This window comes from Thermoplasmatales archaeon, assembly GCA_014361195.1.
Taxonomy (GTDB): domain Archaea; phylum Thermoplasmatota; class E2; order UBA202; family JdFR-43; genus JACIWB01.
On the sequence record JACIWA010000004.1, the window covers coordinates 81,275 to 107,499 of the forward strand.

Consider the following 26,225-nt stretch of genomic DNA (forward strand, 5'->3'; position numbering starts at 1 on the left):
ATTTATATCATAAAGAATGCTCTTTTATTTCCTTAAGATACATCATTTTAAATCACTTTTTCATTTCTATCTTCAAACAGAAAAATGTGTGAAGAATCTCTAAAAAATAAAAAAAGGGAAAAGATTATCTTGCCCAGATACCATTTATGTGCATTACTACTATTCTGTTTTCTTTAAGCAACCCGTCTATTTTTATTTCTTCCCCAACTAAGCCATTCAGCTCATCGTACATTCTTTCAATTGAGCCATCTCTATCAATGTCACTTTTTGAAAAACCTTGCTTTATCATAAGCTGAAATCCATTGATATAGTAGCTACCATTTATTTTTTCCAGCAATCCCTGCAATTCAACAAATTCATTGTGACAAGGCATGCGGAGCCATATGCCATTTATGTGGCTTGCATAAATTATGTTATCTTCTAGCAAGCCATTTATTATTACTTTGCTTCCAACAAGCCCATTTATTTCATCTATAACTTTCTCATAGGTTCCATCCATGTCATAATCACTCCTTGAAGTAGTATTCAGGAAAAAATCTTCTCCAAAGTAAATTTCTATCCCATTTATGTAGTACTTTCCATCAATGTATTCAATTATTCCTTCTTCTTTCGTCATATTTAGGTAATTATTCATCATTTCTTTGCTCCAGCGGTTGCGATGCATTTCTTCATTGCAGAAGTTATTCATTTCTTGCTTCATCATTTCTTTGCTCCAGCGGTTGCGATGCATTTCTTCATTGCAGAAGTTATTCATTTCTTGCTTCATCATTTCTTTGCTCCAGCGGTTTTTAATCATTTTCCATAAGCTATTTCCTGAGCCATTTTCTTCAATGTTCTTGCTTTCCCAGTTTTTCATTGCATTTATTTGTGTTTGTGCAATCAATGCAATCGCTATTGTTGCAACCAGTCCAATTACAACATATTTTTTCTTCATTTTCATCACCGATATTAAAATTTGCCATTTGCTTATATATATTTACCAGATTTATTACCCAATTTTTCCCAAATTTTTCCCTATTCTAAGCTCAATATAAGCAATATTATCAACGCCAGTGTTTCAAAAAGATGGGGCATATCTGGAAAATAAAATGATAAAAATCTCTGTACAAGCAGAACTCCTATGAAAAAAACTAGGCCAAGCATAAACAATGACTTTGTTTTAATGAAACTGTTTATATATATCAGGAGCAGAGCTAACAATAAAACAAGATTTATAATTGTGGAAAAAACATAAAATAATTTCAATCTATTGAGAATTTTTTCATTCCATTTTGGCTGTGCAATTGCAAAACTGGCCATCTGAAGAGCAAGCATCGCAACTACAACCCAAACAACAAATTTTTTCATATTATGTCACCTCTTTCCCCTTTATTTTATTTTTCCCAATTTTTTCCCAAATCTCATAAAAACTTTTTATATTTTGCTCAAGCAAATCAGATATAAAATACATTTTCGCATATCCCTCACCCATGGAAGTTACTAAGCTATTTTTCTCGAGCACTTTTAAATGATGCCTAACAGTTTTATAATCCATTCCAGCAATTTTTGCAATCTCATTTGCATTCATTGGTTTTTCAATCAGCAATTCAATTATCCTCCCTCTGCTTATTCCACCAGCGGAAGCAGCAAGAAGCCACCAAAGAAGTTTTTTAATCGGATTCAATGCTTGATAATCATTTTCAAATTATAACTTTTGTCTTTCCCGAAACCATAAGAAACATAAAACTTTAAAATATTTCCTTGTTATTACTTTGCGGGCTCGTAGTCTAGAGGTTATGATGTCGCCTTGACACGGCGGAGGTCGAGGGTTCGAATCCCTCCGAGCCCATAAATGCAAGCTAGATATGAGAGGCAAATTCCAATTCTGGGCAGTGAAGGACAGGAGAAGCTTAGAGGAGCGAAGGTTGCGGTTGTTGGGGTGGGAGGGCTTGCCTCCGCGGTTTGCCTTTATCTTGCGGGTGCGGGGGTGGGGCATATGAGAATAATAGAAGATGAAATTGTTGAGCTATCTAACCTTAACAGGCAGATAATTTATTCGGAAGAGGATATTGGGAAGGAAAAAGTTTATTCTGCTGTCGAAAAATTGAGAAAATTTAATAGTGAGATAGAAATAGAGGGAATTAAAGAAAGAATAAGCGAAAAAAATATTGATTTGCTAGATGGGATGGATGCAATTGTCGATTGTCTCGATAACTTCAAATCTCGCTATATACTGAATGAAGCATGCCTGAAATATGAAATTCCTCTATTTCACGCAGCATGCAGGGCATGGCAGGGGCAGGTGAGTGTAGTCATTCCTTATAAGAGCGCATGCTTGAAATGTATTTTTCCGAAAGTAAGGGAAGAGAAAAGCCCACCGGTTCTTGGGAGTGTGGTAGGAACAATTGCAACAATACAGGCAACAGAAGTAATAAAATATATAGCGGGAATTAGACCATTGCTTGAAAATAAGCTTCTTATTTATGATGCCCAGTTTCTTTCCTATTATTTAGTAGAGCTGGAAAGAAATAAAAATTGTGAAGCTTGTGGGAGAAAATGAAGTTAAAAATAAAATTTTATTCATTGCATCGTGAAATAGTTGGTAAAAATGAGATTTATCTTGAAATAGATGAAACAAAAAAATTGAAAGATATTATAAAATTAATTTTTGAAATTTATCCAGAATTAAAAAAATTGGAAAAATTCACATTCGTCTCATTAAATCACAAATATGCAAATGGCGAGGAAATTGTAAATGAAGGAGATGAAATTGCCATTTTTCCACCAGTTGAAGGGGGTTAATGATTAAATAACTAAGTAATTACTTCGCATCCGTTTTCCCTGACAATTATCGTATGTTCAAATTGAGAAACAATTCCATTTTCTGCATCTACAAGTTTGAAATAAGGAGCTATAAGTTTTCTTTTCATAAAAAATGATATTTTAGAAGGGGTATCATTTCCATAAATCTCTCTAAGCCATCTTTCCGCAAAAGGAAGCCCATTAAATTTTTTCTCTATTTCCTTTGCAAAGATAGAATGCTTTGTAATTCTATATATATTTCCAATTCCCTTATCCACTACATAGCCCGCCCCATTGCTAACAAATGGTTCAACCGCTATAACTTGCCCCTCCTTCAAAGCTGTTTTGCTATCATTTGCAACATTTGGAATGGATATTCCCGCATGAAGGCTATATCTACTCAAAAGATGCCCTTGTAAATTTCTAACGGGTTTTAAACCATATTTCCTTATTTTTTCCTCTATCCTTCTTCCTATTTCCCCAATTGTTACCCCTGCTTTTATTATCCTTATTGCTTCCTCTAAAGCCTCACTTGCTGATTTTATCAGCATTTCTTTATCTTTTGTCCCTACTTCTATTGTTTTTGCTGTATCCGCTATAAAGCCATTCACATGTGCTCCAACATCAATCTTTACCACATCTCCTCTTTTAAACTCAAGAGCATCTCCAAATGAAGGCGTATAGTGGGCGGCGACGCTATTCACAGATATATTTACTGGGAAGGCAAGATCTGCTCTTGCCTTTATATATTCCTCTATTTCCTCTGCAACCTCAAAATAACTTTTTCCTTCCTTTATGCTTTCTATACCTTTTTGAAGGGCACTTTTTGCAATCTTTCCCGCTTCTTTATAGCTCTCATATTCCATATATTTCCTCTTTGCTTATTGCTCCTTCCCTTAAAATCTTTATCCTTCCTTCAGATACATCTATTATTGTTGATGCTTTTCCAGGCAAAATGCCATTATCTATATACAGAGCTACTTTTTCTCCAAGCTGTTTTTTTGCAATTTCTATGCTCTTTGGTTCTTCCATACCATGCTTGTTTGCACTGGTTGATGTGATCGGCATTCCTTTTACTATTTTCCTTGCTATTTCATTTGCTGGAATTCTTATCCCAATTTTTTCTTTTCCAAGAAGTTCTGGCAAATCCGCTTTCTTCTTCAAAATAATGGTTATTGCTCCTGGCAAAAATTTTTCAGCAATTTTATAAGCAAGATCATTCATGAAGCAATAATCTTCAATTTCCTCAATATCTGAAAGGGCTATTGATATTGGCATATTATAAGGCCTTTCTTTTAAATCAAAAACTTTTTTGACAACCTCGTCACTTGTTGCATCTCCTCCTAAGCCATATAATGTATCTGTTGGATAAACCACTAGCTCTTTTTCTTCAATCAATTTCCTTGCTTTCTTTATCAACATTTTTAATCAAATCTCCAAGAGTAATTGCCTTGGCTTTTTTCGGCTTTAAAGAAACACTCTCCACTTCGCAGAAAAGATTTATTTCAAGAAATTTCTCAAGCTTTTTTACAGTTTCATCTGAAGGGCGAAGCTCCTCATTCTCTATTTTTGCAATTGCTGTTGTTTTCTCTCCTATTTTTGCCCCAAGTTCTTCTCTTGTAAGTCCTTTTCTTTCCCTTGCCTCCTTTATTTTTCTTCCCCATCCATCAACAAGCTCTTTTTTCATTTCATCAAAAACATCCTTCGAGTAAGGAGTTGTTTTTTTGAATTTTAAAGTTTTTTCTGGTATAATTAATCCATATTTGGTACATTCCCTACAAACCATCATTTCCGAGCCTTCAATTAATGTTCTAAAAAGTTTTGTATCCCTTCCACACATCTCACACTTCATTGATATAAAATATTTAGTGAGATATATTTTTTGCCTTTCTCAAATTTATCATAATCACATCATAATAAGCAATTCTTTTTTTATGGAATGGCAAGCTTGCTTTAAGAGGAAATTTATATTCCTTCTTATAGCATATTTCCCATCCATTATCCTCAATAAATTTCTTTAAAAAATCCTCGGTACTTTTTAAGTGAAGAGAGTATATACATTCTGTAAGCTCTATTGCTTTTTTCAGAAAAATTCTGTCCGCATGCCTGCCCGCATATTGGGCCCCAAATGGCGGATTCATTATTGCAACATCTCCTCTTATATTGAAATTTTCAACGTCTTCAACAAAAAAATCTATTTTAACCCCAATTTTCTCCGCTTCCTTTTTTGCTATCTCAACTAAATTTTCGTCTATATCTATTCCTATAACTTTTTTTGCATTCAAGATTGCTGAGCCAATTGAAAATATACCAGTTCCGCAACCAAGGTCAATTACAACCTTATCTTTTATATCTTCTCTTGCAATCCATAGAATGTCGGAAGCAATTTCTGCAGGAGTAATATATTGTTCAAGATTTTCCTTCAGCTTTATTTCTCTTTCAATTTTCTGAAGCAATATTTCAAGCTCTTTCTTTTTCACATTTTTATTCTCATTTTTGTATAAAAATATTTTTATGAAGTTGCTTTTGTGATTTTATCCTAATTATCACATCTTAGCTATTAACTGCAAAAATAATTTATATTGTTCATTAATAATCGAACATGTTCAATCCGAAAATGGAGAAGATAGGCAGGAAAGAGCTGGAGGAGCTTCAGCTAAAAAGGCTTAAAAAAATTGTAATGCATGCCTATAAAAATGTTCCATTTTATAGAAAAAAATTTGATGAAGCGGATATAAGCCCGAGAATAAAAAGTTTGGAAGATATAAGCAAGTTTCCATTTACAACAAAAGATGATTTCAGAAAAAATGCTCCTTTTGGAATGCTTGCCTATCCTCTGGAAAAATACATTGAATTGCATGCATCATCTGGCACTACCGGTGAGCCAATAACTGTTTGCTATACAAAAAAAGATATTGAAGTCTGGGCGGAAGTTATGGCCCGATGCCTTGCGATGGCGGGCTTGACTAAAAATGATATTTTCCAGATCCCAATTCCTTATGGAACATTTACTGGGGCCTTTGGTTTCCATTACGGGGGGCAGAAGATAGGAGCACTTATCGTGCCCACTGGAAAGGGAGAGAGTGAGAGACAAATAAGGTTGATGAAATATTATGGAACTACTTTTATAGCGGGTGTTGCCTCCTATGCATTGCATCTTTCAGAAGTTGCGAAGAAAATGGGGATTGAGCCATCTCAGCTTAAAGTGAGAAATGGGATATTTGGAGCGGAGATGTTTACAAAGGCAATGAAAAAAAGGATAATGGAAGAGTGGAACATGGATGTTCATGATATATATGGGCTAACAGAGATGTGTGGACCAGGTGTATCTGCGGACTGTGATGAGCATGATGGATTGCATTTATGGGAGGATCACTTCTTTGCGGAAATAATTGATCCAAAAACTGGGGAAAGGCTTGAAAAAGAGGAAAAAGGGGAGCTTGTTTTAACAACTCTTACAAAGGAAGGCTTGCCTGTAATAAGATATAGAACGAGGGATATAACCTTCTTTTACGATGGAACATGCAATTGTGGAAGAACACATCTAAAGCACTCATTTATAACTGGAAGAAGTGATGATATGATAATAATAAAAGGGACAAACATATTCCCAGGTCAGATAGAAGAAGTTATAATGAAAGATCCCCGCCTTGGAAATAACTGGCAAATTATTGTTGATGATAACTTGAAAGTAGTGGTGGAGGGTGCTAAAAAATATAGCGAGGAAGAGAAGAGGAAAATTGAAGAAGAAATAAAGAAGGAAATAAAAATAATTACAACATTGGGCACAGAAGTAGAGGTTGTTGAGCCATTTAGCCTGCCAAGAAGCGAAGGAAAGGCAAAAAGGGTTATCGATAAAAGAAATCTATAGGGAATTTAGCAGTGAAATAAATTCAGAAAGCTTCATTCCATTTTCCCATCTCATAATATAATTTCCATCCTTACTTATTTCTATTTTTGGTAATTTTTCATATATTTTTTTATCCTTTTTTTCAATGTCCTTCATTTCAATTGTGAATATTTTCCATGCCTCATCTCTTATTCCTTTAAGGCGAAATGCAAATATTGGCAAAACTTTTGATTTTTCACATTTTTCAAGCATCTCCTCCGCCTTCCTCTGCATCCTCCCTTTTTCATGGCTGAAAAGAATTTCCTTCTCCTTTCTCGCTTTTATTTCAATTAATAAAGAAATGTCCCCTCTTACCGCCACTATATCCGCTATTCCAAGGGAGCCAGCAGCCCTTACAGTTATAAAAGGATACTCAATAATCTTTTTGTATATCTCCTTCCTTTCCTCATCAAGATTTTTTATTATCCTTTCAATTATTTCTCTATTTCCAGATAAAATTTCCTTAAGCTCCCTTTCATATACACTCAAGTGTAGCCTCCTATTTTAAGAGTTGGGTCACCGAGCAAAACAAATCCATGAATTGTATGAAGATGCCATGGCTGATAAGGCAACTTAAATTTCTCCACATATTTTGAAACCGCATACCCCCATGTCTGGCCGAGCAAGCTCTTGCCCTCACTATATGCCTTAAATACATTTAACTCCATATATCCATATCCAGATTCAACACTATCATCCTCATTTACTCCATCCCCATCCAAGTCGCCTTCTTCTCCAGGCGTCGCCACAGGGAAGCATGTATATCCCATGCCCGCAATTGCCCCTCCATTAATCTTTTTAATGAACCATGAGGTTAAATCAGCGGGCGAAGGGAAGCCACCTGTCCACGGGAAATCGGTCATGCTTATGTTGAACATTGAAGTATGGCATCCTCCTATGACAACTATTGGATATTCCTTATTCTTGAAGAAAGGTAAATCGAGAACATCCAGCCCTTTTTCCCATTTATCAAAATTTTCTGGCTTATGAGTGCTCCATGAAATTGGACTACCATGTCCATGGAAATGAATGAATGTTGCTCCATTTCCAAGTGCATTTTTTATATTTTCTGGATTAACATCCGTCATGCTTGCATATACTTTCTTAATTTCATAGGAAGAGAGATATGAAGCGGTCTTATCTGTAACTATCTCTCCCTCATATCCAGGTGTTTCAAAATTATCGCCAGCAACAAGAACCGCTTTTTTACTTACACCATTATTTTCATAGGAAATTATCTTATCTATCAAAATTTTTAATTCAAATTTGCTCCTGCAGGGCAATCTGCCAACATATAAATCTGGATATAGATCCATTTGGTCTTTCAAAAACCCGTTTTTCTTCCATTCCGCATATACCCCATTTCCATCTGTATCCCAGGAAGAGAAGCTATAGTTTCCATCATATATGTCCGCAAAATATAAGTCACTTACATATTCATTTTCGTCCGCCCAGTATATGTTTGCATATCTTACAGGCGTGAGCCATTCTTCGCCCAAGCTATATTTTCTTCCTCCAACAAGCATTACATATTTTATTCCCCATTCTTCAATTGCATTCTTTATGAAATACTTCACTTTTTCTGCATCATCTCTTCCCTGCACAGCGGATGAATGAGCATAAACTTCACTTAACCCTACTACTATTGTTTTTATTCCCTTGCTTTCCTTGTGTTCCTTAAAGACGCTTAATTCATCTAGCCAAGCATCAGGAGAAATTATTAGGAAATCATATGCTGAGGCGAATGTTTTCTCTGGCAAAATATAATCAATTTTTAAATCAAAGTCCTGTGAATAGAATATTTTTCCATTATCATAAATTGCGGGGTAAATGTTCAAAATTAAAATTGTATAACGTTTTTCATCAATTATTCCTCCCAAAATTTCATATTCAAACCATTTCTCTGGAAATCTTATATTTTTCTCATATTCTGCTCTTTTTACAATTTTTCCAGGTGGTGAGAAATTATCTGAGAAAGAAACATCCGCAATCATCTCTTTTATTGCTAGCGCTTTTCCATACAAATAAATTTTTGTTCCTGGAGGAAATAAAAATGTTTTTCTATAAACGGGCATAATTGGCATTTTTTCCGCTAAAACTTGAGAGCATCCATTAAAATTAATTATTTTTTTTTCTCCAATTTTTAAAATCTCTGGCTCACCAAAATTAATAACAATTTGCATGCTTTCCAATTTTCCTTCTTTTGCTCCATTAAATGCTGCGTTTGCTCCCAAACCCAAAAACATTATTACAACAAACAAAGCAATTTTTTTCATGTAAATATATACAAAACTTGTTTTTAAAATTAACCAATCTTTCCAACTGCTTTTTTGCATAACTATTAAAATAGCCTAAATCTATTTACTTTTGGGATGGGAATATGAAAATATGCGGAGTAAAAAACATAGATTAAATGAAAGACTAAAAATTGCTTAATTTTGCAACAAAGCATTGATAACCAAAAATATAAATACAAAAAGGAAATATCTCTTCATGCCAGCAAAAGTAAATGCGGATTGTTGTGTTGCATGCGGGACTTGTGCGGAAGAATGCCCGGTTGGGGCAATAACAATTCAAAGCTTTGCGGTTGTAGATGAAAATGCATGCATTGAATGTGGGCATTGTGCGGAAGTCTGTCCAAATGAATGTATAACTCTTGAGTAATATGAGAGAAAAAGTAGAAAAGGCCCTCGATGAAATACGCCCTTCCTTGCAGGCGGACGGAGGGGATGTTGAGCTTGTTGATGTTGATGAAAAGAATGGCATAGTTAAGCTTCGCCTTGTTGGAACATGTGCGGGTTGCCCGTTTTCAAAAATGACTCTTCAGATGGGAATTGAGAGAAATTTAAAGAAAAAAATACCCGAGATAAAAAGAGTAGAAGCGGTCTAAATTTTTCCTATAATCTGAATATCCATAACATTCGTTCCAGTATAGCCACTTATTATTGCATCTCCTAAAATCCTAAAAAATTCATAGGAATTGTTTTCCTCAAGAAATTCCCTCCAGCTGATACCCTTTTCCATCGCTTTTTTATAACTATATCCATCCGCAATCGCCCCTCCCGCAGGGCTATTTCCATCTATCCCATCTGTCCCAAATGAAATAAAAGATATTTTTTCATTTTTTATTTCCTCAATTGAGGATAGCACAACTTCCTGATTTCTACCCCCTATTCCTTTTCCCTTAACCTTTACTGTTGTTTCTCCTCCAAATATCAAAATTGAATTGTTTCTTGGATAAATTTTTGCAAATTTTCCCAAGTCACCGCCAACAATTCTTGCCTCTCCTTTCAGCTTGTTTGTAAAAATATTGCAATAATATCCTTTTTCAAGAGCTTTCTCCATTGCTTTTTTACAGGCCATTTCATTATCCGCAACTATTATATTTTTTACATTCTCTAATTTGCTCACCTTTTCATCCTTTTTCAAGGCCTCAATAATTTCCCTATCCCTTATCCTATATTTTTCCACTATTCTCAATGCCTCGCTTGTAGATGAGTGGTCTGGTGAAGTGGGGCCGGATGCAATCAGTTCAACAGGATTTCCTATTATATCAGAAATTATAAGAGATAAAACACTTGCCTTTGTCATTTTTGCAAGCTTTCCTCCTTTAACATATGAAAGACGCTTCCTTACAATATTTAACTCCTCTATATCGCAACCTTTTTTCATTAACTCTTCCGTCAATTCTATCATTTTTTCAAGGGATATTTTTGGCTTGCAAAGCAAGGAAGAACCGCCCCCACTTATCAAAACAATTATCAAATCATCCTTTTCCGCTCTTTCAAAAATATCAATTATTTTTTCTGTTGCTTCTATATTCGTTTCACTTGGAAATGGATGTGTACCCTTAAGCAAATTTACCTTTCTCAAATTAATATCTTCAGTAGTTATTACAAATCCTTCATCAAAATCAATTATCTCTTCAATTGCCTTCGCCATTGAGCCGGAGGCTTTTCCGAAGCCGGCAATAAAAATCCTCTTATAATTTCCTATATCTACTTCCTCCCCTCTTACATAAATCTTTTCTCCTTTTTTTATTATGATCTTCTTTAATAGATTATATGAATTCATTTCCTCAAGCACATGCTCGAGTATTTCAAGCATATCTCTTCTTATCTTAAAAAATTCTTTGTCAGTATTTTTAGCCAAGCTCTCAAAATTCTTTATCATCATAAAAAAATAAATAATCCTATTTAATTTTATACATGCTTTCAAGAATTCTTTCAAGCTTTTCTTTCTCAGTTATAGTTGCGGTTATTCTTGCTCTTCTTGTAGGAGAGATTCCTTACAGCGACATTTTTGCAACAATTTCTTTATTTCTCGCAATGACATTTTCCATATCAAACATCTCAATAAAAATTAAAATAAAAGAAGAGTATAAGGAGTTATTATATGCCTTCCTTCTAAATTATGCTTTCCTCTCCTCCCTGATAATTGCAATGGGCTTTTTCATGAAAAAATATTTTGAAGGCTTCATAGTGATGGCTTCCGCTCCACCCGCCATCCTGGTTGTTCCGCTGAGCGGGGCCCTTAAAGGAGAAAAGATTCATTCCCTTTTTTCTCTTATCTTTTTGTATATTGTTTCAATTTTTTTGATGCCTCTTATTATCATAATTTTCCTATCTGAAAAAGTGAATAGCCTTGTCCTTATCAAAAATATTTTCATCCTGGTGATTTTGCCGATTTTTTTATCTCGCCTAATTTACAGGAAAATTGAGGAAAGCAAAATAAAAATTTTGTCAAACTTGATGTTTTTTATAATAATCCTTACTATGGTTGGAAAAAACAGAAATTTCTTGCTTGAGGATTATCTCTCCTTAATTTTTCTTTCAATAATGATGGCAATAAGAACATTTGGGACAGGAGGAATTGTAAAAATGCTAGGAAAAAGATTTGGTGTAGATAATAGAAAGATTGTTAATTATGCTCTCTTTTCCTCATTTAAAAATGAGGGGCTTGTCATGCTAATTGCTTCCTCTCTCTTCGGATATTATGCATCAATACCAGCGGTTATAGCATTAATATTTGAAATGATATGGATTTGCTGTCTTGAAGCAAGAATAGTATAGCATTTTCTCTTATGATGCTTTATCAAGTACAAAATCCCAAAAATATTTAAACTTTTAATCATTCTATTTCTGGTAATTAAAATGAAGAGGAGATTTGTGTTTATGGTTTTTGCAATTATTCTTCTTTCTGTTTTCAGCTCATCATTTGGAAATGGTAAAAAGAATGATGTGCCTGTTTGGAATGTAGGAGATAATTGGAATTTTGATTTAGAATTTTCATATGAAATTGAGCAATCTACTTTATTTTTAAACATAACCGCCCGCTCTAAAGAATTACAATTCAAAGTGGCGAGGGAAGAAGGAGAATTTTATTATTTGGATTTTAAAGGTAATTTGGAATTAAAAGTAGTTGGAAATATTGAAAATATAAATATTTCCGCTTCTTTAAGGAATGCATATGCATCAGGATATGCTTATTTTAAGAAATCTGATTTGAGTTTAAAGGAAGTTTATATTAACATTACGGGTTTATTAGTTACATCTGTTGCTCCTCTTCCAATACCTTTTAGCGCAAGCATAAAATTAATCTTTACACCATCATATGCCTTCATTTCATTTCCTATTTCTGAGGGTTCCTCTTGGCTTACTATGCCTTCAATAATGAGGGTGGAATTGGGAGAGGATTTAATTTCTTTCATAAAGACAATTGCGGAGCTTCTCAAAACAATTCTGCCAAGCGATATGGATGAAATTGTTGATGAAATGTTATATTTAATTGATGAACTATTTCCCGCTGAGAAACCAGTTGGCTTGTATTTTGTTGAATGTAAATCCCATAGTTATTTGAATGTTAAAGCGGGAACTTATGAAGCCTATTATATGACTTTTATCGGTGGAATTTCCGCTCTTTATGGCAATGCCTATTTCTCTCCAACCGCAAAAAATATCATCAAAATATATATTACCGATGGAGAATATTTAGATTTTTCTGCGGAAATCATTTCTTCTAACTATCATCAACCAGGGACTCCAGGAAAGCCACAGAAACCAGTTGGTAAAGAAAGGATAAGAATAAGAAAAAGTTATGAGTATGAGAGCTATGCAGTAGATCCTGATGGTGATAGATTGCAGTATGGATGGGATTGGAATGGCGATTATATAGTAGATGAATGGACAGGCTTTTATCCATCTGGAGAAAAAGTTAGAGTATCGCACAAATGGGATAAAAAGGGTGATTATGAGATTAGAGTAAGGGCAAGAGATGAAAAAGGTTTAGAAAGTGAATGGTCGGATTCCCTTGCAATTACCGTACCCCTTAAAAATTACCGATTATTTACCCCTTTAATATCTCTCCTTCAAGATGTGTTATGCTCGCATTAAAAATTTTTGCATCTAAAAACTCTCCAATTTCTCCGCTCTTTAAAAAAACAGATTTATAGAAATCATTTTTACCCACTTTCCATCCCTTATACTCATCTAAAATAAGCACTCTCGTCTTCTTCCCTATCCATTTCCTATTTCTTTTAAGAGAGATTTCATTAGCCACTTTTGACGCAACCCTTGATCTTTCCTTTGCAATTTCAGTTGGCATCCTTTCCATGCGCCAGGAGGGCGTGGAGGGGCGGGGGGAGAAACGGGTCACATTTGTCACATCTGGCTCTATCTGTTTGATTGCTTCAATTGTTTCGTTGAAATCTTCTTCACTCTCGCCGGGAAATGCCACTATTATATCAGTTGCAAGGGTAATGTCAAACTCTCTTCTAAATGCTTTTACAATCTCGCAAAAGATATCGAATGTGTATCTTCTATTCATTTTTTTAAGAATTTTCTCGCTAGCGGATTGCAGTGGCAAATGCAAAAATTTATAAACCTTTTCATTTTTAAATGCTTCAATTATTTCATCTAAAATTTTATAAGCGGAGAGAGGATGCATCATCCCAACTCTTATTCTGAAATTGCCTTCTATACTGCTAACTTTTTCTATCAATTCTGGCAAATTTGGATAGGAAGCGGTATCCTGGGATGTTAATCTTATTTCCCTGCAACCTTTTGAAATTGCATCTTTAATATCTTCATAGAGCAAATCCATAGGGTAAAAAATCAGATTTCCTCTTGCTTTTTTTGTTATGCAATATGAACAATTATAAAGGCATCCATCAGAAATTGGAAAATTTAATTTTATGTCAATTTTTCTTTCTAAGCCCGCTTTTATTCCCTTATATGCTTTTTCTCCTTCAATAACATCTCCAATTGAAGTTATTTCTAAAGGAGAAACTAAGATTGCATCGCTTGCAACTTTTTTAATCAAATCTGGCTGTGCAGAAGCCATACAGCCCGCAACAATAATTTTTTTACCTTTGTATTTCTCCTTGAATTTTTTTATTCTGCTAAGCATTCTTTGCTGTGTTGTATCTATTACTGTGCATGTAACAATTATTATTGCATCCGCAAATTTTGCATCTTCAACAATTTCATGTCCTCTTTTCTCAATTACCCCCTGCATTATTGAAGCATCTCCTTGATTTGCTGCACATCCATATGTTTCAATATAAACCTTCACGTTCTTAAATTACATTGATATTTTATTTTTTGCTCCGCTAACTGCAAATGCTTAAATATATAAAACAAAATTGTTTTGAATGCTAAGGAAAATATTGAGTGTAAAAGAAGTTGTATCATTTATAAGAGATGCAATTGAAAATGCAAATTTAAACGATATATGGGTTGAAGGGGAGATATCAAATTTTAAAGAAGTTTTGGGAATAATATATTTTGACTTAAAGGACGAAGAATCTTTGCTCAGATGCGTTTATTTTGGAAAAAATAAAGAAAATTTGAAAAATGGTATGAAAGTTATTGTAAAAGGAGATATTGGAGTATATGAAAAGAAAGGATATTATCAACTATATGTTAAGGAAATAAAAAGCCATGGTGTTGGTGAATTATTCATAAAATTTCTGGAGTTAAAAGAAAAATTGAGAAAGGAAGGCCTATTTGATGAAAAATATAAAAAAGAAACTCCAAAGATTCCTTCAAAAATTGCAATAATAACATCTCCTGATGGGGCGGTTTTACATGATATCCTTAATATAATTTCAAGAAGATTTCCTACAAACATTTTAGTTGCTCCTGTGAGAGTGCAAGGAGAGGGATGCGAAGAAGAAATAATTAATGCAATAAATGAGATAAATAAAAGGAACGATATTGATTTAATAATTCTGGCCAGGGGCGGGGGGAGCTGGGAGGATTTGCAGGCATTCAATGAAGAAAAGGTTGCAAGAGCAATCTTCAGCTCGAGAATTCCAATAATTTCTGCAATAGGCCATGAAACAGATTTCACAATCTCCGATTTTGTTGCGGACAAGCGGGCAAGCACTCCTTCTGCAGCCGCTGAAATGGCGGTGCCGAGCAGGGAGGAGATTCTTTCCATGCTTGATTTGTTTTTGAAAAGAATTATAAAAGTTGTTGAAGAAAGGATAAATTTGTATAAGAGAATAATCGATGGGATAATGAAGAGGAAGGCTTTTCTTCATGCGGATGAGCTAATTCTTGGAAAAGCGGATGAGCTAAATTATAAAATTGAGAAAATAAAGAGTTTATCAAAAATTTATATTGAAAATATGAAAAATATGATAAATATCAGATTTGAAATATTAAATGCTCTCAGCCCCTATAATATTTTAAGCAGGGGGTACAGCATATGCTTTAGGGTTAGAGATAATAAAGTATTTAATAGCGTTGAAGATATAGAAGTAGGAGAAGAAATAAGAATAGTTGTTAAAGATGGTGATGCAAAATGCAGTGTGAAGGAGAAAAAGAAATCGGATTTGAAGAAGCATTGAAAAAGCTTGAAGAGATAATAGAGGAGCTTGAAAAAGGAGAGCTATCTCTTGATGAAACAATATCAAAATTTGAAGAAGGAATAAAACTCTGTAAGCTATGCAAGGAAAAAATAGAGAAAGCGGAGATGAAAATAGAAAAACTTATGGAAGATATAAAATGAGACAATCTTTATTTTTTATTCCTCCAACAATTGCTCTTATTTTAGCCCATTTTTTAGTAATAAATCTAAGCATGGAAAGCTTAAATTTTATCACAACTCCCTTCCTTTTCCTATCCCTTTTTATAATTGGAGCAGGATATCTCACTGAGAAGAGAATAAAACATGTGATACTCTGCTATGGATGGCTTCTCTTTTCAATTTATTGGGCAACCCAGCCAGAAATTTTATATTATAAGGGAGAAGGAGACATAGTAAATGCCATCTTTTGCATCGCGGGGGTTTATTTTCTTTCCTATATAGCTTATCATGAATGGCTCTCATATGAGAAAAATGAAGGACTTCAGAGCTTAAATTTCCTGGCGGGCGCCACCTTCTTTGCGGGCTTGCTATATTTTGTTTTTGAAAAAATTGAAGTAGTGGGAGGGATGCTTATAAAGCTTGTTGCCCAGCAGACCGCTTCGATAATGAATTTCATTGGCTACAATGTTACCACAGGAGATGTTAGATATGGAATGGTTACCTATGTGCCTGTATATTTTAACGGGCATGAAAGTGTTCAGCTTATTCTTGCCTGCACTGGATTGCAATCAATAGCGGTTTTTATTGGTGTCTTCACCGCGATAAATTCAGATTATTCTAAGAGAATTAAAGGATTTTTGATAACTGTTCCAACAATATATATCCTCAACCTTATAAGAAATGCGGGAGTGATATATGGAATTGAAATCCTGGGAATCAGCTTTTATTTAATGCATAATGTAATTGGAAAAATTGGCTCTTTGGTTGCTCTTATAATTCTTGCATTCATAACTTTTGATATGGTTCCAGAAGTATATCATAATATTTCCGCTTTATTTGATCTGCCAAAGAGAAAATGATAGCAAAAAAATGCTTTCATATAGCATTCCTCCCCATTCCTTTTTTAATTCTCTCTCTTTTCCTCTCAAAATTTTATTCAGTTTTTGGATATATTTTTCTCCTCCTTCTTTTATTGCAGGCTTTCTTTATTTTCTTCTTCAGAGATTTAAAAAGAGAAATTCAGGATGGAATAGTTTCTCCCGCTGATGGGAAAATAATTGAAAATGAGGGAAAAATCTCAATTTTTATGAGTTTGTTTGACATGCATGTTAATCTGATGCCATACGATGGAAAAATATCAAAAATTAGAAGGCATGAAGGAAAGCATTGTCTTGCTTTTCGCAACGCAGAAAAAAATGAGAAGCTGGAAATTGAGATAGATAGCGATATTGGAAAAATAAGGATTTTTCAGATTGCGGGCTTCTTTGCAAGGAGAATTGTGCCTTATGTGAAGGAAGGAGATTTTTTGAAAAAGGGAGAAAAGATAGGAATAATAAGATTTGGCTCGAGAGTTGAGTTGATATTGCCGGAAAATTGTAAGATAATTGTTGAAAAAGAAAAAAAAGTTAAAGCGGGAGAAAGAATAGCGGTAACAAAATATAAAAATTCCTCATGATTTCCTACCATGAAATTACTGGAGCATCAGGGAAAGGAGCTTTTCAGAAGCTATGGTATTCCTGTACCAGAAGGCAAAGTTATTGAAAGAAAAGAAGAGCTAAAAGATATAGCCATCCTATTCCCCTGGGTATTAAAGGCACAGGTTCTCGTCGGCGGAAGGGGCAAGGCGGGCGGAATAAAAGTTGCGAATGATCTGCGGGAGGCGGAAATAATTTTTGATGAAATGATTTCTAAAGGAGTAAAAGGTGAGAGGGTAAGGAAAATTCTTGTTGAAGAAAAAATAAGAATAGAGAAGGAGTATTATCTGAGTTTTTTTATTGACAGGAGCAGTAAGCAATATCTTATGATGTTCTGCGGTGAGGGAGGGGTGGATATTGAAAGTATTGCGGAAAAAGTTAGGAAAGTATATATAAATCCATTTATGGGCTTGCAAAACTATCAGCTGAGAAAAATTCCTCAAGAAGCAAGAGAAATTGCAAAAAATTTGTTTAAACTTTTTGTTGAGAAAGATTGTGAGCTCGCGGAAATAAATCCATTGATAATCTCTGATGGCAAGGCGATAGCGGGAGATGCAAAAATAATTGTTGATAACAATGCAATATACCGCCATCCTGAGCTTCCAAAGGAGTTTGTTGAGCTATCTCCTCTTGAAAAGGAGGCAAGGGAAAAGGGCATTGCATTTGTTCAGCTCGAGGGATGCATAGGAGTCATTGCAAATGGAGCGGGATTAACGATGGCAACACTTGATGCAATAAATGAATTTAGCGGAAAAGGAGGAGTATTTCTTGATTTGGGAGGAACAGATGATGTGGAAAAGGTGAAGCAGGCGTTTGAGCTGATGGCAAAAGCAAATCAGAAAGCAATATTAGTGAATCTATTTGGTGGAATAACGAAATGCGATACTGTTGCTAAGGGAATTGTTGAATTTATGAAGGAAAAGAAGATTAGCCAGCCAGTTGTTGCAAGAATTAAGGGAATAAATGAAGAAGAAGCGAGGAAAATGCTTAAAGATTATGTTATAACCATTGACTCTTTTGAAGAAGCTGCTAAAAAGGTTGTTGAGGTGAGTTAAAATGGCAATATGGGCGGATGAAAAAGTGAGGTTACTTGTTCAGGGAATAACAGGACACCAAGGAAAATTTCATACAAAAGCAATGAAGGAATTTGGAACAAATATAGTTGCGGGAGTTACTCCTGGAAAAGGAGGCGTAACAGTTGAAGGAGTTAAGGTTTATGATACTGTTGAAGAAGCAATGGAAATGAAGCCAAATGCAAGCATTATTTTTGTCCCAGTCCCTTATGCATTTGATGCGGTAATTGAAGCGATTGATGTGGGCTTAAATTTAGTTGTTGTGATAACTGAAAATATACCTTTCCATGATTCAATAAAGTTTGTAAATTATGCAAAATATAAAAAAGCTATTCTTATCGGCCCGAATTGTCCAGGAATTGTTTCTCCAGGGAAAACAAAAATTGGGATATTTCCGAATCATATTTTCAAAAAGGGAAATGTGGGAGTTGCTTCCCGCTCCGGCACACTTACATATGAAATAGTGAATGAGCTGAGCATGGCGGGAATTGGTCAATCAACATGCGTCGGCCTGGGAGGAGATCCAATTACTGGAAAAAATTTTATTGATGCCCTTGATGCTTTTGAAAGAGATGAGGAAACAGAGGCAATTGTTCTTGTTGGAGAGATAGGCGGAACTGCAGAGGAGGAAGCAGCTGAATTTATAGAGAAAAAGATAAGCAAGCCAGTATATGCATATATAGCGGGGAGGAGTGCTCCTGAGGGCAAGAGGATGGGGCATGCGGGAGCAATAATATCGGGTGGAAAAGGGACCGCTGAATCAAAGATAAGGGCGTTTAAAAAAGCTGGTGTTAAAGTAGCTCGCTTTCCAAGTGAGATAGCAAAAATGATAAAAGATGATAAGGAAGTTTGGTGAAAAATATCCGAAAATAAGTAAATTTGCAATTGTTGATGAAAATGCATTGATAATTGGGGATGTTTTTATTGACGATTTTGCAAATATATGGCCCCATGCCTTGCTTCGCGCAACAGATGAAAAAATTTTTATAGGAAAAAAGAGTGCAGTGCTAGATAAATCCTTTATTGAATCCCCTGAAGAAGTTAGAGTTGGGGAAGGTAGCATAATATCTCACGGTGCGATTATTCATGGTAGCAAAATAGGCAAAAATGTTTTAGTTGGAATAGGAGCGATTGTTCTTGAAGCGGAAATTGGAGATAACTGTATAATTGCATCTGGAAGTGTTGTCAAGGAAGATGCGGAAAAAAATTCCTTTGTTGCAGGGGTACCAGGGAAAGTAATAAGAGAAGTTACGATAGAGGAGATTGAAAAAAATAAAAGAATTTGTGAGGAAATGTATAATAAGGCTAAATTGTTAAATGAACATGATTGAAATTAACGGGAAAAAAATTTATTTATTGCCAGTTATAAGAGGGCTTGCGGGAGAGGGGGAAAAAGTAAAAAAATCATTTTATGAGATAAATCCAGATTGTATTGCTATAGTTACTGCGGATGAGGATTTAAAGCTAATTGGGGAAAAAATTGAGGAAGCTAGCATGCCAATAGAATACCAGTATTATCTTCTTCATCTTTCGAGATATGGAGAAATTGCAATTCCTCCACAAGATATAATTGTTGCGGATGAAATCTCAAAGAAAGAAAAAATTCCGCTATTTGCAGTTGATATGAATGATGATGAATACATGGAAAAATTTGTTGAGTACATTTCTCTATTCTCGCTAATAAGATATTCAAGAAAAGTCAAAAGGTTGGCAAAAAAGAAATTTAATGCGAAAAATGCGGAGGAATTTGTTGTGATGTGGGAAAAAGAAATAACTTCTATCAAATCCTTTAAAAAACTTGAAGAGGAAAGAGAAAATAAAATTGCTGAAAAAATCCTTAACTTATGCAATAAATATGAAAAATTGCTTGTTATAATACAATTTGAAAAATATGGAGCAATTTTAGAGAAATTGAAAAACAAGAAATAGGTTAGAAAGGTATAAAAAACTCTGAGTATTACCAAAACATGAGAAAAAGAGTAATAATAATGGGTGCTGCAGGAAGAGATTTCCACAACTTTAATGTTTTTTATAGAGATAATGAAGAATACGAGATTGTTGCATTTACCGCAGCACAAATTCCAAACATATCTGGAAGGAAATATCCTTCTCAACTTGCAGGAAGGCTCTACCCTAATGGAATTCCAATTTATGAGGAGGAAAAATTGCCAGAATTAATTAAAGAGTACAATGTTGATGAGGTTGTATTTTCATATACAGATGTAGCATATAAAGAAGTTATGAATAAATGCGCAATAGCAAATTCCGCAGGCGCAGATTTTGTTTTACTCAGCCCTTTCCATACAATGCTTAAATCAAGCAAGCCAGTCATTGCAATATGCGCGGTTAGAACCGGCTGTGGAAAATCTCAATTCTCCAGAAAAATTTTTGAAATCTTATCTGAGAAAAAGAAGGTTGTTGCGGTTCGTCATCCAATGCCATATGGTGATTTAGTGAAGCAAAGGTGCCAGAGATTTGCAAGCTATGAAGATTTAGACAGGCATGAATGCACAATTGAAGAAAGAGAAGAGTATGAGCCATATATAGATATGCACGGAGTTGTTTATGCGGGCGTAGATTATGGAGAAATATTGAGAAAGGCGGAGGAAGAAGCGGATATTATAATATGGGACGGAGGAAATAACGATTTTCCTTTTTACAAACCGGATTTGCACATAGTTATTGCAGATCCTCATAGAGCGGGGCATGAGGTTTCATATTATGCTGGAGAGATAAATGCCAGGATGGCTGATTATGTAATAATAAACAAAGTAGATACCGCAAATAGAGAAGATGTTGAAAAAGTTAAAAATAATATAAAAATGATAAATCATAGGGCAAAGATAATTGAAGCTGAGTCGCCAATTAGAGTAGAAGGAAAAATTGAAGGTAAAAAAGCTCTTGTAGTTGAGGATGGTCCCACTATTACTCACGGAGAAATGAAATATGGAGCAGCAACCATAGTTGCTGAAAAGTTAGGATTGGAAATAGTTGATGCAAAGAAATATGCAGTTGGTTCAATACTTGAAACATATAAAAAATATCCTCATTTAGAAAAGGTTTTACCAGCTATGGGATATGGAAAGAGCCAGATAGAGGAGCTTGAGGAAACCATAAACTCAGCAGATTGTGACTTTGTTCTTTCTGCAACACCAATTAATCTAGAAAGAGTGCTGAATGTTAATAAAAAAATAGTTAGAGTGAGGTATGGAGTGGGTGAAAAAGCAGAGAAAGAGTTGAGAATAATACTCAAAAAATTTATGGATTAAAAAACATTTATTTTTCCTTCTAATATATCTACATGCAGATTCAGCATTTTCTCCATGTGATCCTTGACTATTTCCTCAACCCCAGAATCTACTTTTCCACCAACAATTCCTATACTAACCGCTTGAGGCTCAGTTATTGGCTTGCCTATCTGAGAAACCATTTTAACATATACTTCTTCTATGTTATAATTCCTTGCAATTTCCTCCGCTATTCTGTGAGAACATATGTTATAAAGTTTCCCAACATGTGTTACTGGATTTTTTCCAGCAGCTGCCTCAAGCGAAACAGGGCGGTTTGGTGTTATAAGACCATTTACCCTATTCCCTCTTCCAACAGAGCCATCATCGCCATTTTCCATTGATAAACCAGTTACTGTTAAATAAAAAATTTTTTTTTCATAGTCATCTGCGGTATTTATGGCGAGAGTTATTTCTTTTTCAGTGAATTTTCTTGAAAAATCAAGCAATTCCTCCGCAATTTCCTCCTTTACACTTATGTAGTGGTCCGCATTTGGAATATATTTATCCACCATTGCAATAGCAACAGTTACATTTATCTTATTCCCTGTTCTGCAGCTCATAACCTTAACATCTTCTCCTATCTCAGGAAATCTTTTTTTAAGTGTTATATTTATATATCTTTCCATCTGATAGGTTAATTTTTCTGTCTCGGTTAAGGGAGCAAAACCAGTTCCAATTGATGTATCATTTGCAAGCCTCTTGCGAGGGTCATAAACACTTTTTAAATCCTGACTTCCTTCCCATATCTTGCAGTCAAGCATTACATCAGTGTCTGCGTTCAAATTCGGAAAATTCTTCTCAAGATATTCATGTGCTGACCTAACCGCAATTGCTCTTATGGGCAATCTTTTATTTCCAACCATAGCGGTTGCTCTTCCAACAAGGAGGATATAGACAGGCTCTATTATTACTCCTCCTCCAAATTTGGGCTGGCTCTGCCCGCCGACAATCTGGCATTCATCTGTGTTGTGGTGCATTATGTAGCCAAAATTTTGCAAATACTCCTTACAAAGAGCTCGTGATACATTTTCCGCAAGGGCATCCGCCACCGAATCAGGATGACCTATCCCTTTTCTTTCAACAATTTCTACTTTCTGGTCTTTTACTGGCACACTATTAAGATTTTCAATGAATATGTTCATAAAGTTGGATAATAAAGATATACTTATATTTTTTTCTTAACCTGCTTTGTTGCATAATTAAGCAATTTTCAGTCTTTCATTTAATCTATGTTTTTATTTTTTAGATTTGTCTTTTCATTGTTTCCATCCCAAGAGTAAATAGATTTAGGCTATTTTAATAGTTATGCAATAAAGCATGTGATGCGCCATGATCTCGTTTCCCCCCAAACTATTAGGAGAACAAGCCTCCTAGCACCCAGTTCCGTAATGGGAGATACGTGGTTCGCGCCAACAACAACTTGATTTCTTCCTCGATTAAATCCAGGAAATCCTCGAATGTCAGTGTGTTTCGGCTTTCGCTTACGCCCTGTTTTCGTTCTCGAAAACACGACCATTTCATGCTTACCCATTATATTCTGGAGTAGCATCAATTTGCCGTCGAAGGTTTTGCGACTACTGAATATAGCTAAGTTAAAGGGTGTACGAACTCGTCATATTGAGATTAGAAAGCATTTTGTGGTCAGAATGGCGTTTTGACGAATTTTCTGAAAAGTAGGTACCTCAAAAAACACAAACGTTTAGATAAAACAATACCCTACTAGTTATAACTCAACGACGAGCGAAACGGGGGACAATATCCAAATTGGCGGCGAGGAGTGCTTCTACGGGGTGAACACCATTAATAATATCACAGAACAGCGAAATAGCTAACTGACTTCCTAATCTACCCTCGGGAACTTTGACCCCTGCTTCTTGGCACTTTTTATCTAACTGTTCCTGCAGTGATTTTGGGCGTCCGCCAAAGTTTATGTCTTCTTGCTCAAGTATCCATCCAACTGCATAGAGAATGTAATCCAGATCGTAACCAACCAGACCCTCAGTTCGTGGAGTAAATTCCTCTATTACTCGTTTTACGTCTTTTCCATGCCAAACTTCTATGATTGCTTTAAACACATCTTTGGCTTTCTCTTTGTTTTGACATAATTTGCCAAAAAAATCAATAGCAAAATGAGCATATTTAGGGGTGTAAAAACGTTGTAGCTCAGGGTTAGTCACTGTTCTAACTTTAAAGTCTTTATCAGATTTCGTGTTCTTTGTTTTGACAAGTATCCATCCATTCCGGAGTTCAACGACTTCAAGAATTTCCCTCCTACCCTTGCCCCTACCAAGATATTCACCAACTTTAAGCATCCTGCTCCTCCTTGTTCCACCATTTTGTACTTTCTTTAAACCGATTTAATTTCTCGCCCTTTTCAGGTTTTCTGAAAACATACAAATGTTCGTGAGCTATGAGCAGAAAATCGTATTTGCCTTTCCACTTTTCTCTTGTGGTTTTCATTTTCCATTGTAGTTTGATTATGTCCTCGCGGAGGATGAAGCCAACGTCCAGAAACGATTGTAAAACTCTCGGTGTAATAGGAACGAAATGTTTGTGCCTCCTAGTATCACCTATGAGGATCGCGCAGTGTTTACCGGGCTTTAACACACGATAGCTTTCCACTGCAATTTTGCGCATTTCTTCCACAAACTCAGCGATTTTATGCACCCTTGAAAGATCTCCCTCTACGCGTTGGTGGGAGTATGGGATGATACTCGCATAAGGCGGGTGAGTGGCAACTAAGTCTATGCTTTCATCCTCAATCAAGTCAAGGTTGCGGGCATCTCCAACATAGGTCCTGATCTCTGGCTCCTCATAATCTTCGTCAAGAGGTTTATACTTGAAATCCAACCGATTACGCATGACCATCACCGCATCGGGATTTATGTCCACGCCTATCCCGCATCTTTGAAGGAGTTTACACTCCACTAGGGTGGTTCCAGAACCAGCCATCTGATCTAGAACTAAATCATTTTTTTTTGTATAGCGGAGGATCAAATTACGAGGAATATAAGGGGACCAATTGCCACGATAATTGCCAACGTGAGTTGCCCAATCACCTCGATCAGGGAACGACCAAACTGTGGTAGTCTCTGGGGTAAAATTTTCTGGGGCAAATTTTGTAATCTTGTGGTTCTTTGGCAATAAAACTTTGACATTTTCAATAACCACATGGTCGTGCGTTTCTAAGAATTTTCGATAATCTTCATATGTTATCTCTTTCATCGACTTATAGTCTTTGGTGATCATTTTATCACTTTCTGGAAGATATTTTTCTCTTCTCTTTACGATTCCTCCAGCATTAGCATGTTCACCGAATGGCTCTTCGGTCGTTTTTATCATTCTATAGCACATGGATTCGACCAACGTTCCCACCAAACATTTGGGCGGGAATTCTTTATAAGGGAGGAATAAGCGGTGAAAGTCAATCTCAGTCGTTGTAAAACGACCATCACCAATTCTTATATAATTCAACCCCTATATTTATTTTGCTGTAACGCTGCTTTGTTGCATAATTAACCAATTTCTATTCTTTCATTTTTTAAATTTTCTTATGGATATGCCCATAGCGTTCTATTAGTTATATCATAATGTATCAAGGCATTATAGAAAAGATACTTCACTTCATGAAACATATTCTCCAAATTTACGTTTGACTGCAGAGAAAATGCTCTCAGTATACCATCTCTTACCATAATCATAACTAGTTTACGGAACTCACATGCGTACTTTTTAGTTTTAAATGTAGCACCTGCATTTCTTCTGATTTTTATTCCTGCCCTAATACGATGCTTGTTAAGTTTTGAAAATTTTCGTTAGAATCGTATGCACTATCTGCGTTTGCCTGTACAACCTTGCCTCCTTTTGCCTCTACATTTTCTACAGATTGATATACTAAATTTTCAAATTCTTCGTTATCATGCTCTTTTCATCAGTGACTGCAATACCTACTCTGTTTTCTTCTATCCATCCTCTGCGAACTTTCCATTTATGTCGCATCCACTCACCTCTGTTTGTTATCTTTACAAGAGTAAGGCGAGGGATATCACAACTTCTTTTTCTTTGTATTGAGTTAAGGTCTTTCTTATTTGGAGCTCTCCTATTTACCCTTCTGCATATCGGAGAATACTCCAGCACCCTAAAACTCACTAACTTAGATACCACTTAAAAATCCTTTCAGACCCTGTAATCTACTTTTTCTTTTCATATTTCCATCCCAAGAGTAAATAGGTTTAGACTATTTTAATATTTATGCAAAAAAGCATATTAACCGATAGCTTTATATATATAAAAAAAAAAATTTACATATTGGTGAGAAAAATGAAAGGGAAAATAGTGTTGGTAGGATTAGTAATTCTTATAACAACAATTTCAACAGTAAAAGGAGAAAATCTATCAACTTCAGATGTTGAACCAAGAGACAATATATTTGCAGATATAGCACAAAGTCAACTAATGCCTCCTCCATATGTTGAACGAGGAGACATTGTATTTGCAGATGAAATGCCTATGAAACCTATCATAACCGGCTGGGACCATGCTGCTTTATACAATGGGAGAGGGTATATAATAGAAGCAGACCCTCATATGGAAAAATGGACGGAAGAAGAGAGAAGGATGTATCCATTCAATGCTGCATCACTACACAACAAATCATATTCAGGCAATGAAGATTATGGAAGAG

At 35.3% G+C, this 26,225-nt stretch carries 32 protein-coding genes and 1 tRNA gene; 18 read left to right on the forward strand and 15 right to left on the reverse strand.

Annotated elements, in window-relative coordinates; translation table 11 throughout:
• Positions 1-124: 124 nt before the first annotated feature.
• The 3 genes from H5T44_03945 to H5T44_03955 all read right to left on the reverse strand — a co-directional run bounded on the left by H5T44_03945 (position 125) and on the right by H5T44_03955 (position 1,654).
• Positions 125-934, reverse strand: coding sequence for a hypothetical protein (locus H5T44_03945; GenBank protein ID MBC7081377.1), 810 nt, complete (start codon positions 932-934; stop codon positions 125-127).
• 80 nt (positions 935-1,014) lie between these two features.
• Positions 1,015-1,347 (reverse strand): hypothetical protein, encoded by a 333-nt coding sequence (locus H5T44_03950; GenBank protein MBC7081378.1) that lies wholly within the window; start codon positions 1,345-1,347, stop codon positions 1,015-1,017.
• A 1-nt stretch (position 1,348) separates the two neighbouring features.
• Complete coding sequence (locus tag H5T44_03955; protein MBC7081379.1) at positions 1,349-1,654, reverse strand: winged helix-turn-helix transcriptional regulator; 306 nt, start codon at positions 1,652-1,654, stop codon at positions 1,349-1,351.
• A 101-nt stretch (positions 1,655-1,755) separates the two neighbouring features.
• On the opposite strand from H5T44_03955, the gene H5T44_03960 reads away from it, so the two are divergent.
• The 3 genes from H5T44_03960 to H5T44_03970 all read left to right on the forward strand — a co-directional run bounded on the left by H5T44_03960 (position 1,756) and on the right by H5T44_03970 (position 2,781).
• A tRNA-Val gene (locus H5T44_03960) sits at positions 1,756-1,828 on the forward strand.
• Between the two features lie 3 nt (positions 1,829-1,831).
• Positions 1,832-2,539, forward strand: a complete 708-nt coding sequence (locus H5T44_03965; protein ID MBC7081380.1) for a HesA/MoeB/ThiF family protein — start codon at positions 1,832-1,834, stop codon at positions 2,537-2,539.
• Entirely contained in the window at positions 2,536-2,781 is a 246-nt protein-coding gene (locus H5T44_03970; GenBank protein ID MBC7081381.1) for a MoaD/ThiS family protein, read from the forward strand. The genes H5T44_03965 and H5T44_03970 overlap by 4 nt, the downstream gene beginning before the upstream one ends.
• A gap of 11 nt (positions 2,782-2,792) precedes the next feature.
• Here the strand turns inward: H5T44_03970 and H5T44_03975 are convergent, their stop codons facing one another.
• The 4 genes from H5T44_03975 to H5T44_03990 are packed head-to-tail and all read right to left on the reverse strand — an operon-like array spanning position 2,793 to position 5,261.
• Entirely contained in the window at positions 2,793-3,647 is an 855-nt protein-coding gene (locus tag H5T44_03975) for a type II methionyl aminopeptidase (GenBank protein MBC7081382.1), read from the reverse strand.
• Positions 3,637-4,203, reverse strand: a complete 567-nt coding sequence (locus H5T44_03980) for a threonylcarbamoyl-AMP synthase (protein ID MBC7081383.1) — start codon at positions 4,201-4,203, stop codon at positions 3,637-3,639. Before H5T44_03980 ends, H5T44_03975 begins: the two co-directional genes overlap by 11 nt.
• Entirely contained in the window at positions 4,172-4,633 is a 462-nt protein-coding gene (locus tag H5T44_03985) for a TIGR00270 family protein (GenBank protein MBC7081384.1), read from the reverse strand. Before H5T44_03985 ends, H5T44_03980 begins: the two co-directional genes overlap by 32 nt.
• Before the next feature lie 13 nt (positions 4,634-4,646).
• The gene (locus H5T44_03990) at positions 4,647-5,261 is read right to left on the reverse strand and encodes a 50S ribosomal protein L11 methyltransferase (protein ID MBC7081385.1); all 615 of its coding nucleotides are present in this window, start codon (positions 5,259-5,261) and stop codon (positions 4,647-4,649) included.
• Positions 5,262-5,383: 122 nt separating this feature from the next.
• Here H5T44_03990 and H5T44_03995 point away from each other — a divergent pair, with 122 nt between their 5' ends.
• Positions 5,384-6,652, forward strand: coding sequence for a phenylacetate--CoA ligase (locus tag H5T44_03995; protein MBC7081386.1), 1,269 nt, complete (start codon positions 5,384-5,386; stop codon positions 6,650-6,652).
• Here H5T44_03995 and H5T44_04000 read toward each other — a convergent pair.
• On the reverse strand, positions 6,647-7,159 hold the full coding sequence (locus H5T44_04000) for a Holliday junction resolvase (GenBank protein MBC7081387.1): 513 nt from the start codon (positions 7,157-7,159) through the stop codon (positions 6,647-6,649). The two genes, H5T44_03995 and H5T44_04000, sit on opposite strands and share 6 nt — an antisense overlap.
• Positions 7,156-8,946, reverse strand: a complete 1,791-nt coding sequence (locus H5T44_04005; GenBank protein MBC7081388.1) for a hypothetical protein — start codon at positions 8,944-8,946, stop codon at positions 7,156-7,158. Before H5T44_04005 ends, H5T44_04000 begins: the two co-directional genes overlap by 4 nt.
• A gap of 217 nt (positions 8,947-9,163) precedes the next feature.
• On the opposite strand from H5T44_04005, the gene H5T44_04010 reads away from it, so the two are divergent.
• Positions 9,164-9,334 carry a 4Fe-4S binding protein gene (locus H5T44_04010; GenBank protein ID MBC7081389.1) on the forward strand — a complete coding sequence of 57 codons (171 nt, stop codon included), beginning with the start codon at positions 9,164-9,166 and terminating at the stop codon, positions 9,332-9,334.
• A 1-nt stretch (position 9,335) separates the two neighbouring features.
• On the forward strand, positions 9,336-9,560 hold the full coding sequence (locus tag H5T44_04015; protein MBC7081390.1) for a NifU family protein: 225 nt from the start codon (positions 9,336-9,338) through the stop codon (positions 9,558-9,560).
• Here H5T44_04015 and H5T44_04020 read toward each other — a convergent pair.
• On the reverse strand, positions 9,557-10,843 hold the full coding sequence (locus H5T44_04020) for a DUF4147 domain-containing protein (protein ID MBC7081391.1): 1,287 nt from the start codon (positions 10,841-10,843) through the stop codon (positions 9,557-9,559). The genes H5T44_04015 and H5T44_04020 overlap by 4 nt on opposite strands.
• Positions 10,844-10,878: 35 nt before the next feature.
• Between H5T44_04020 and H5T44_04025 the strand changes: the two genes are divergently transcribed.
• Together H5T44_04025 and H5T44_04030 are read left to right on the forward strand one after the other, a co-directional pair.
• Positions 10,879-11,742, forward strand: coding sequence for a hypothetical protein (locus H5T44_04025; protein MBC7081392.1), 864 nt, complete (start codon positions 10,879-10,881; stop codon positions 11,740-11,742).
• Positions 11,743-11,823: 81 nt separating this feature from the next.
• Entirely contained in the window at positions 11,824-13,062 is a 1,239-nt protein-coding gene (locus H5T44_04030; protein ID MBC7081393.1) for a PKD domain-containing protein, read from the forward strand.
• Here the strand turns inward: H5T44_04030 and H5T44_04035 are convergent.
• Positions 13,016-14,242 (reverse strand): tRNA (N(6)-L-threonylcarbamoyladenosine(37)-C(2))-methylthiotransferase, encoded by a 1,227-nt coding sequence (locus H5T44_04035; GenBank protein MBC7081394.1) that lies wholly within the window; start codon positions 14,240-14,242, stop codon positions 13,016-13,018. The genes H5T44_04030 and H5T44_04035 overlap by 47 nt on opposite strands.
• A 79-nt stretch (positions 14,243-14,321) precedes the next feature.
• Between H5T44_04035 and H5T44_04040 the strand changes: the two genes are divergently transcribed.
• The 9 genes from H5T44_04040 to H5T44_04080 are packed head-to-tail and all read left to right on the forward strand — an operon-like array spanning position 14,322 to position 21,520.
• Complete coding sequence (locus H5T44_04040) at positions 14,322-15,524, forward strand: exodeoxyribonuclease VII large subunit (protein ID MBC7081395.1); 1,203 nt, start codon at positions 14,322-14,324, stop codon at positions 15,522-15,524.
• Positions 15,479-15,685, forward strand: a complete 207-nt coding sequence (gene xseB / locus H5T44_04045; protein ID MBC7081396.1) for an exodeoxyribonuclease VII small subunit — start codon at positions 15,479-15,481, stop codon at positions 15,683-15,685. Before H5T44_04040 ends, xseB begins: the two co-directional genes overlap by 46 nt.
• Positions 15,622-16,563 (forward strand): archaeosortase A, encoded by a 942-nt coding sequence (gene artA, locus H5T44_04050; GenBank protein MBC7081397.1) that lies wholly within the window; start codon positions 15,622-15,624, stop codon positions 16,561-16,563. Before xseB ends, artA begins: the two co-directional genes overlap by 64 nt.
• A complete protein-coding gene (locus H5T44_04055) occupies positions 16,560-17,159 on the forward strand; it encodes a phosphatidylserine decarboxylase (protein MBC7081398.1) in 600 nt (199 codons plus the stop codon). Before artA ends, H5T44_04055 begins: the two co-directional genes overlap by 4 nt.
• Before the next feature lie 9 nt (positions 17,160-17,168).
• Entirely contained in the window at positions 17,169-18,233 is a 1,065-nt protein-coding gene (locus H5T44_04060) for an ADP-forming succinate--CoA ligase subunit beta (GenBank protein ID MBC7081399.1), read from the forward strand.
• A gap of 1 nt (position 18,234) precedes the next feature.
• On the forward strand, positions 18,235-19,107 hold the full coding sequence (gene sucD / locus H5T44_04065; GenBank protein ID MBC7081400.1) for a succinate--CoA ligase subunit alpha: 873 nt from the start codon (positions 18,235-18,237) through the stop codon (positions 19,105-19,107).
• The gene (locus H5T44_04070) at positions 19,088-19,582 is read left to right on the forward strand and encodes a gamma carbonic anhydrase family protein (protein ID MBC7081401.1); all 495 of its coding nucleotides are present in this window, start codon (positions 19,088-19,090) and stop codon (positions 19,580-19,582) included. The genes sucD and H5T44_04070 overlap by 20 nt, the downstream gene beginning before the upstream one ends.
• Positions 19,575-20,180 carry a hypothetical protein gene (locus H5T44_04075; GenBank protein MBC7081402.1) on the forward strand — a complete coding sequence of 202 codons (606 nt, stop codon included), beginning with the start codon at positions 19,575-19,577 and terminating at the stop codon, positions 20,178-20,180. Before H5T44_04070 ends, H5T44_04075 begins: the two co-directional genes overlap by 8 nt.
• A gap of 38 nt (positions 20,181-20,218) precedes the next feature.
• Positions 20,219-21,520: a GTPase gene (locus H5T44_04080; GenBank protein MBC7081403.1), complete on the forward strand. Its 1,302-nt coding sequence runs from the start codon at positions 20,219-20,221 to the stop codon at positions 21,518-21,520.
• Here the strand turns inward: H5T44_04080 and H5T44_04085 are convergent.
• From H5T44_04085 to H5T44_04100, 4 genes are all read right to left on the reverse strand, one after another.
• Complete coding sequence (locus H5T44_04085; GenBank protein MBC7081404.1) at positions 21,517-22,683, reverse strand: methionine adenosyltransferase; 1,167 nt, start codon at positions 22,681-22,683, stop codon at positions 21,517-21,519. The genes H5T44_04080 and H5T44_04085 overlap by 4 nt on opposite strands.
• 588 nt (positions 22,684-23,271) lie before the next feature.
• The gene (locus tag H5T44_04090; protein MBC7081405.1) at positions 23,272-23,853 is read right to left on the reverse strand and encodes a hypothetical protein; all 582 of its coding nucleotides are present in this window, start codon (positions 23,851-23,853) and stop codon (positions 23,272-23,274) included.
• Entirely contained in the window at positions 23,846-24,883 is a 1,038-nt protein-coding gene (locus H5T44_04095) for a methyltransferase domain-containing protein (GenBank protein MBC7081406.1), read from the reverse strand. Before H5T44_04095 ends, H5T44_04090 begins: the two co-directional genes overlap by 8 nt.
• A gap of 552 nt (positions 24,884-25,435) precedes the next feature.
• Positions 25,436-25,690: a hypothetical protein gene (locus tag H5T44_04100; protein ID MBC7081407.1), complete on the reverse strand. Its 255-nt coding sequence runs from the start codon at positions 25,688-25,690 to the stop codon at positions 25,436-25,438.
• 171 nt (positions 25,691-25,861) lie between these two features.
• On the opposite strand from H5T44_04100, the gene H5T44_04105 reads away from it, so the two are divergent.
• The coding region (locus H5T44_04105; GenBank protein MBC7081408.1) for a hypothetical protein at positions 25,862-26,225 on the forward strand (364 nt) is incomplete at its 3' end.

Excerpts from the sequence above, each read along its gene's own strand:
- H5T44_04075 (MBC7081402.1), top strand. The coding sequence starts at position 19,575 with ATGATTGAAATTAACGGGAAAAAAATTTATTTATTGCCAGTTATAAGA.
- H5T44_04010 (MBC7081389.1), top strand. The coding sequence starts at position 9,164 with ATGCCAGCAAAAGTAAATGCGGATTGTTGTGTTGCATGCGGGACTTGT.
- H5T44_04005 (MBC7081388.1), bottom strand. The coding sequence starts at position 8,946 with ATGAAAAAAATTGCTTTGTTTGTTGTAATAATGTTTTTGGGTTTGGGA.
- H5T44_04030 (MBC7081393.1), top strand. The coding sequence starts at position 11,824 with ATGAAGAGGAGATTTGTGTTTATGGTTTTTGCAATTATTCTTCTTTCT.
- H5T44_04040 (MBC7081395.1), top strand. The coding sequence starts at position 14,322 with ATGCTAAGGAAAATATTGAGTGTAAAAGAAGTTGTATCATTTATAAGA.
- H5T44_03965 (MBC7081380.1), top strand. The coding sequence starts at position 1,832 with ATGCAAGCTAGATATGAGAGGCAAATTCCAATTCTGGGCAGTGAAGGA.
- H5T44_03950 (MBC7081378.1), bottom strand. The coding sequence starts at position 1,347 with ATGAAAAAATTTGTTGTTTGGGTTGTAGTTGCGATGCTTGCTCTTCAG.
- H5T44_03985 (MBC7081384.1), bottom strand. The coding sequence starts at position 4,633 with ATGAAGTGTGAGATGTGTGGAAGGGATACAAAACTTTTTAGAACATTA.
- H5T44_03970 (MBC7081381.1), top strand. The coding sequence starts at position 2,536 with ATGAAGTTAAAAATAAAATTTTATTCATTGCATCGTGAAATAGTTGGT.
- H5T44_03980 (MBC7081383.1), bottom strand. The coding sequence starts at position 4,203 with ATGTTGATAAAGAAAGCAAGGAAATTGATTGAAGAAAAAGAGCTAGTG.
- H5T44_04095 (MBC7081406.1), bottom strand. The coding sequence starts at position 24,883 with ATGATAAAAACGACCGAAGAGCCATTCGGTGAACATGCTAATGCTGGA.
- artA (MBC7081397.1), top strand. The coding sequence starts at position 15,622 with ATGCAAGGAAAAAATAGAGAAAGCGGAGATGAAAATAGAAAAACTTAT.
- sucD (MBC7081400.1), top strand. The coding sequence starts at position 18,235 with ATGGCAATATGGGCGGATGAAAAAGTGAGGTTACTTGTTCAGGGAATA.
- H5T44_04090 (MBC7081405.1), bottom strand. The coding sequence starts at position 23,853 with ATGCTTAAAGTTGGTGAATATCTTGGTAGGGGCAAGGGTAGGAGGGAA.
- H5T44_04060 (MBC7081399.1), top strand. The coding sequence starts at position 17,169 with ATGAAATTACTGGAGCATCAGGGAAAGGAGCTTTTCAGAAGCTATGGT.
- H5T44_04085 (MBC7081404.1), bottom strand. The coding sequence starts at position 22,683 with ATGAACATATTCATTGAAAATCTTAATAGTGTGCCAGTAAAAGACCAG.
- H5T44_04080 (MBC7081403.1), top strand. The coding sequence starts at position 20,219 with ATGAGAAAAAGAGTAATAATAATGGGTGCTGCAGGAAGAGATTTCCAC.
- H5T44_03975 (MBC7081382.1), bottom strand. The coding sequence starts at position 3,647 with ATGGAATATGAGAGCTATAAAGAAGCGGGAAAGATTGCAAAAAGTGCC.
- H5T44_04055 (MBC7081398.1), top strand. The coding sequence starts at position 16,560 with ATGATAGCAAAAAAATGCTTTCATATAGCATTCCTCCCCATTCCTTTT.
- H5T44_04070 (MBC7081401.1), top strand. The coding sequence starts at position 19,088 with ATGATAAGGAAGTTTGGTGAAAAATATCCGAAAATAAGTAAATTTGCA.
- xseB (MBC7081396.1), top strand. The coding sequence starts at position 15,479 with ATGCAGTGTGAAGGAGAAAAAGAAATCGGATTTGAAGAAGCATTGAAA.
- H5T44_04025 (MBC7081392.1), top strand. The coding sequence starts at position 10,879 with ATGCTTTCAAGAATTCTTTCAAGCTTTTCTTTCTCAGTTATAGTTGCG.
- H5T44_04015 (MBC7081390.1), top strand. The coding sequence starts at position 9,336 with ATGAGAGAAAAAGTAGAAAAGGCCCTCGATGAAATACGCCCTTCCTTG.
- H5T44_03945 (MBC7081377.1), bottom strand. The coding sequence starts at position 934 with ATGAAGAAAAAATATGTTGTAATTGGACTGGTTGCAACAATAGCGATT.
- H5T44_04020 (MBC7081391.1), bottom strand. The coding sequence starts at position 10,843 with ATGATAAAGAATTTTGAGAGCTTGGCTAAAAATACTGACAAAGAATTT.
- H5T44_03995 (MBC7081386.1), top strand. The coding sequence starts at position 5,384 with ATGTTCAATCCGAAAATGGAGAAGATAGGCAGGAAAGAGCTGGAGGAG.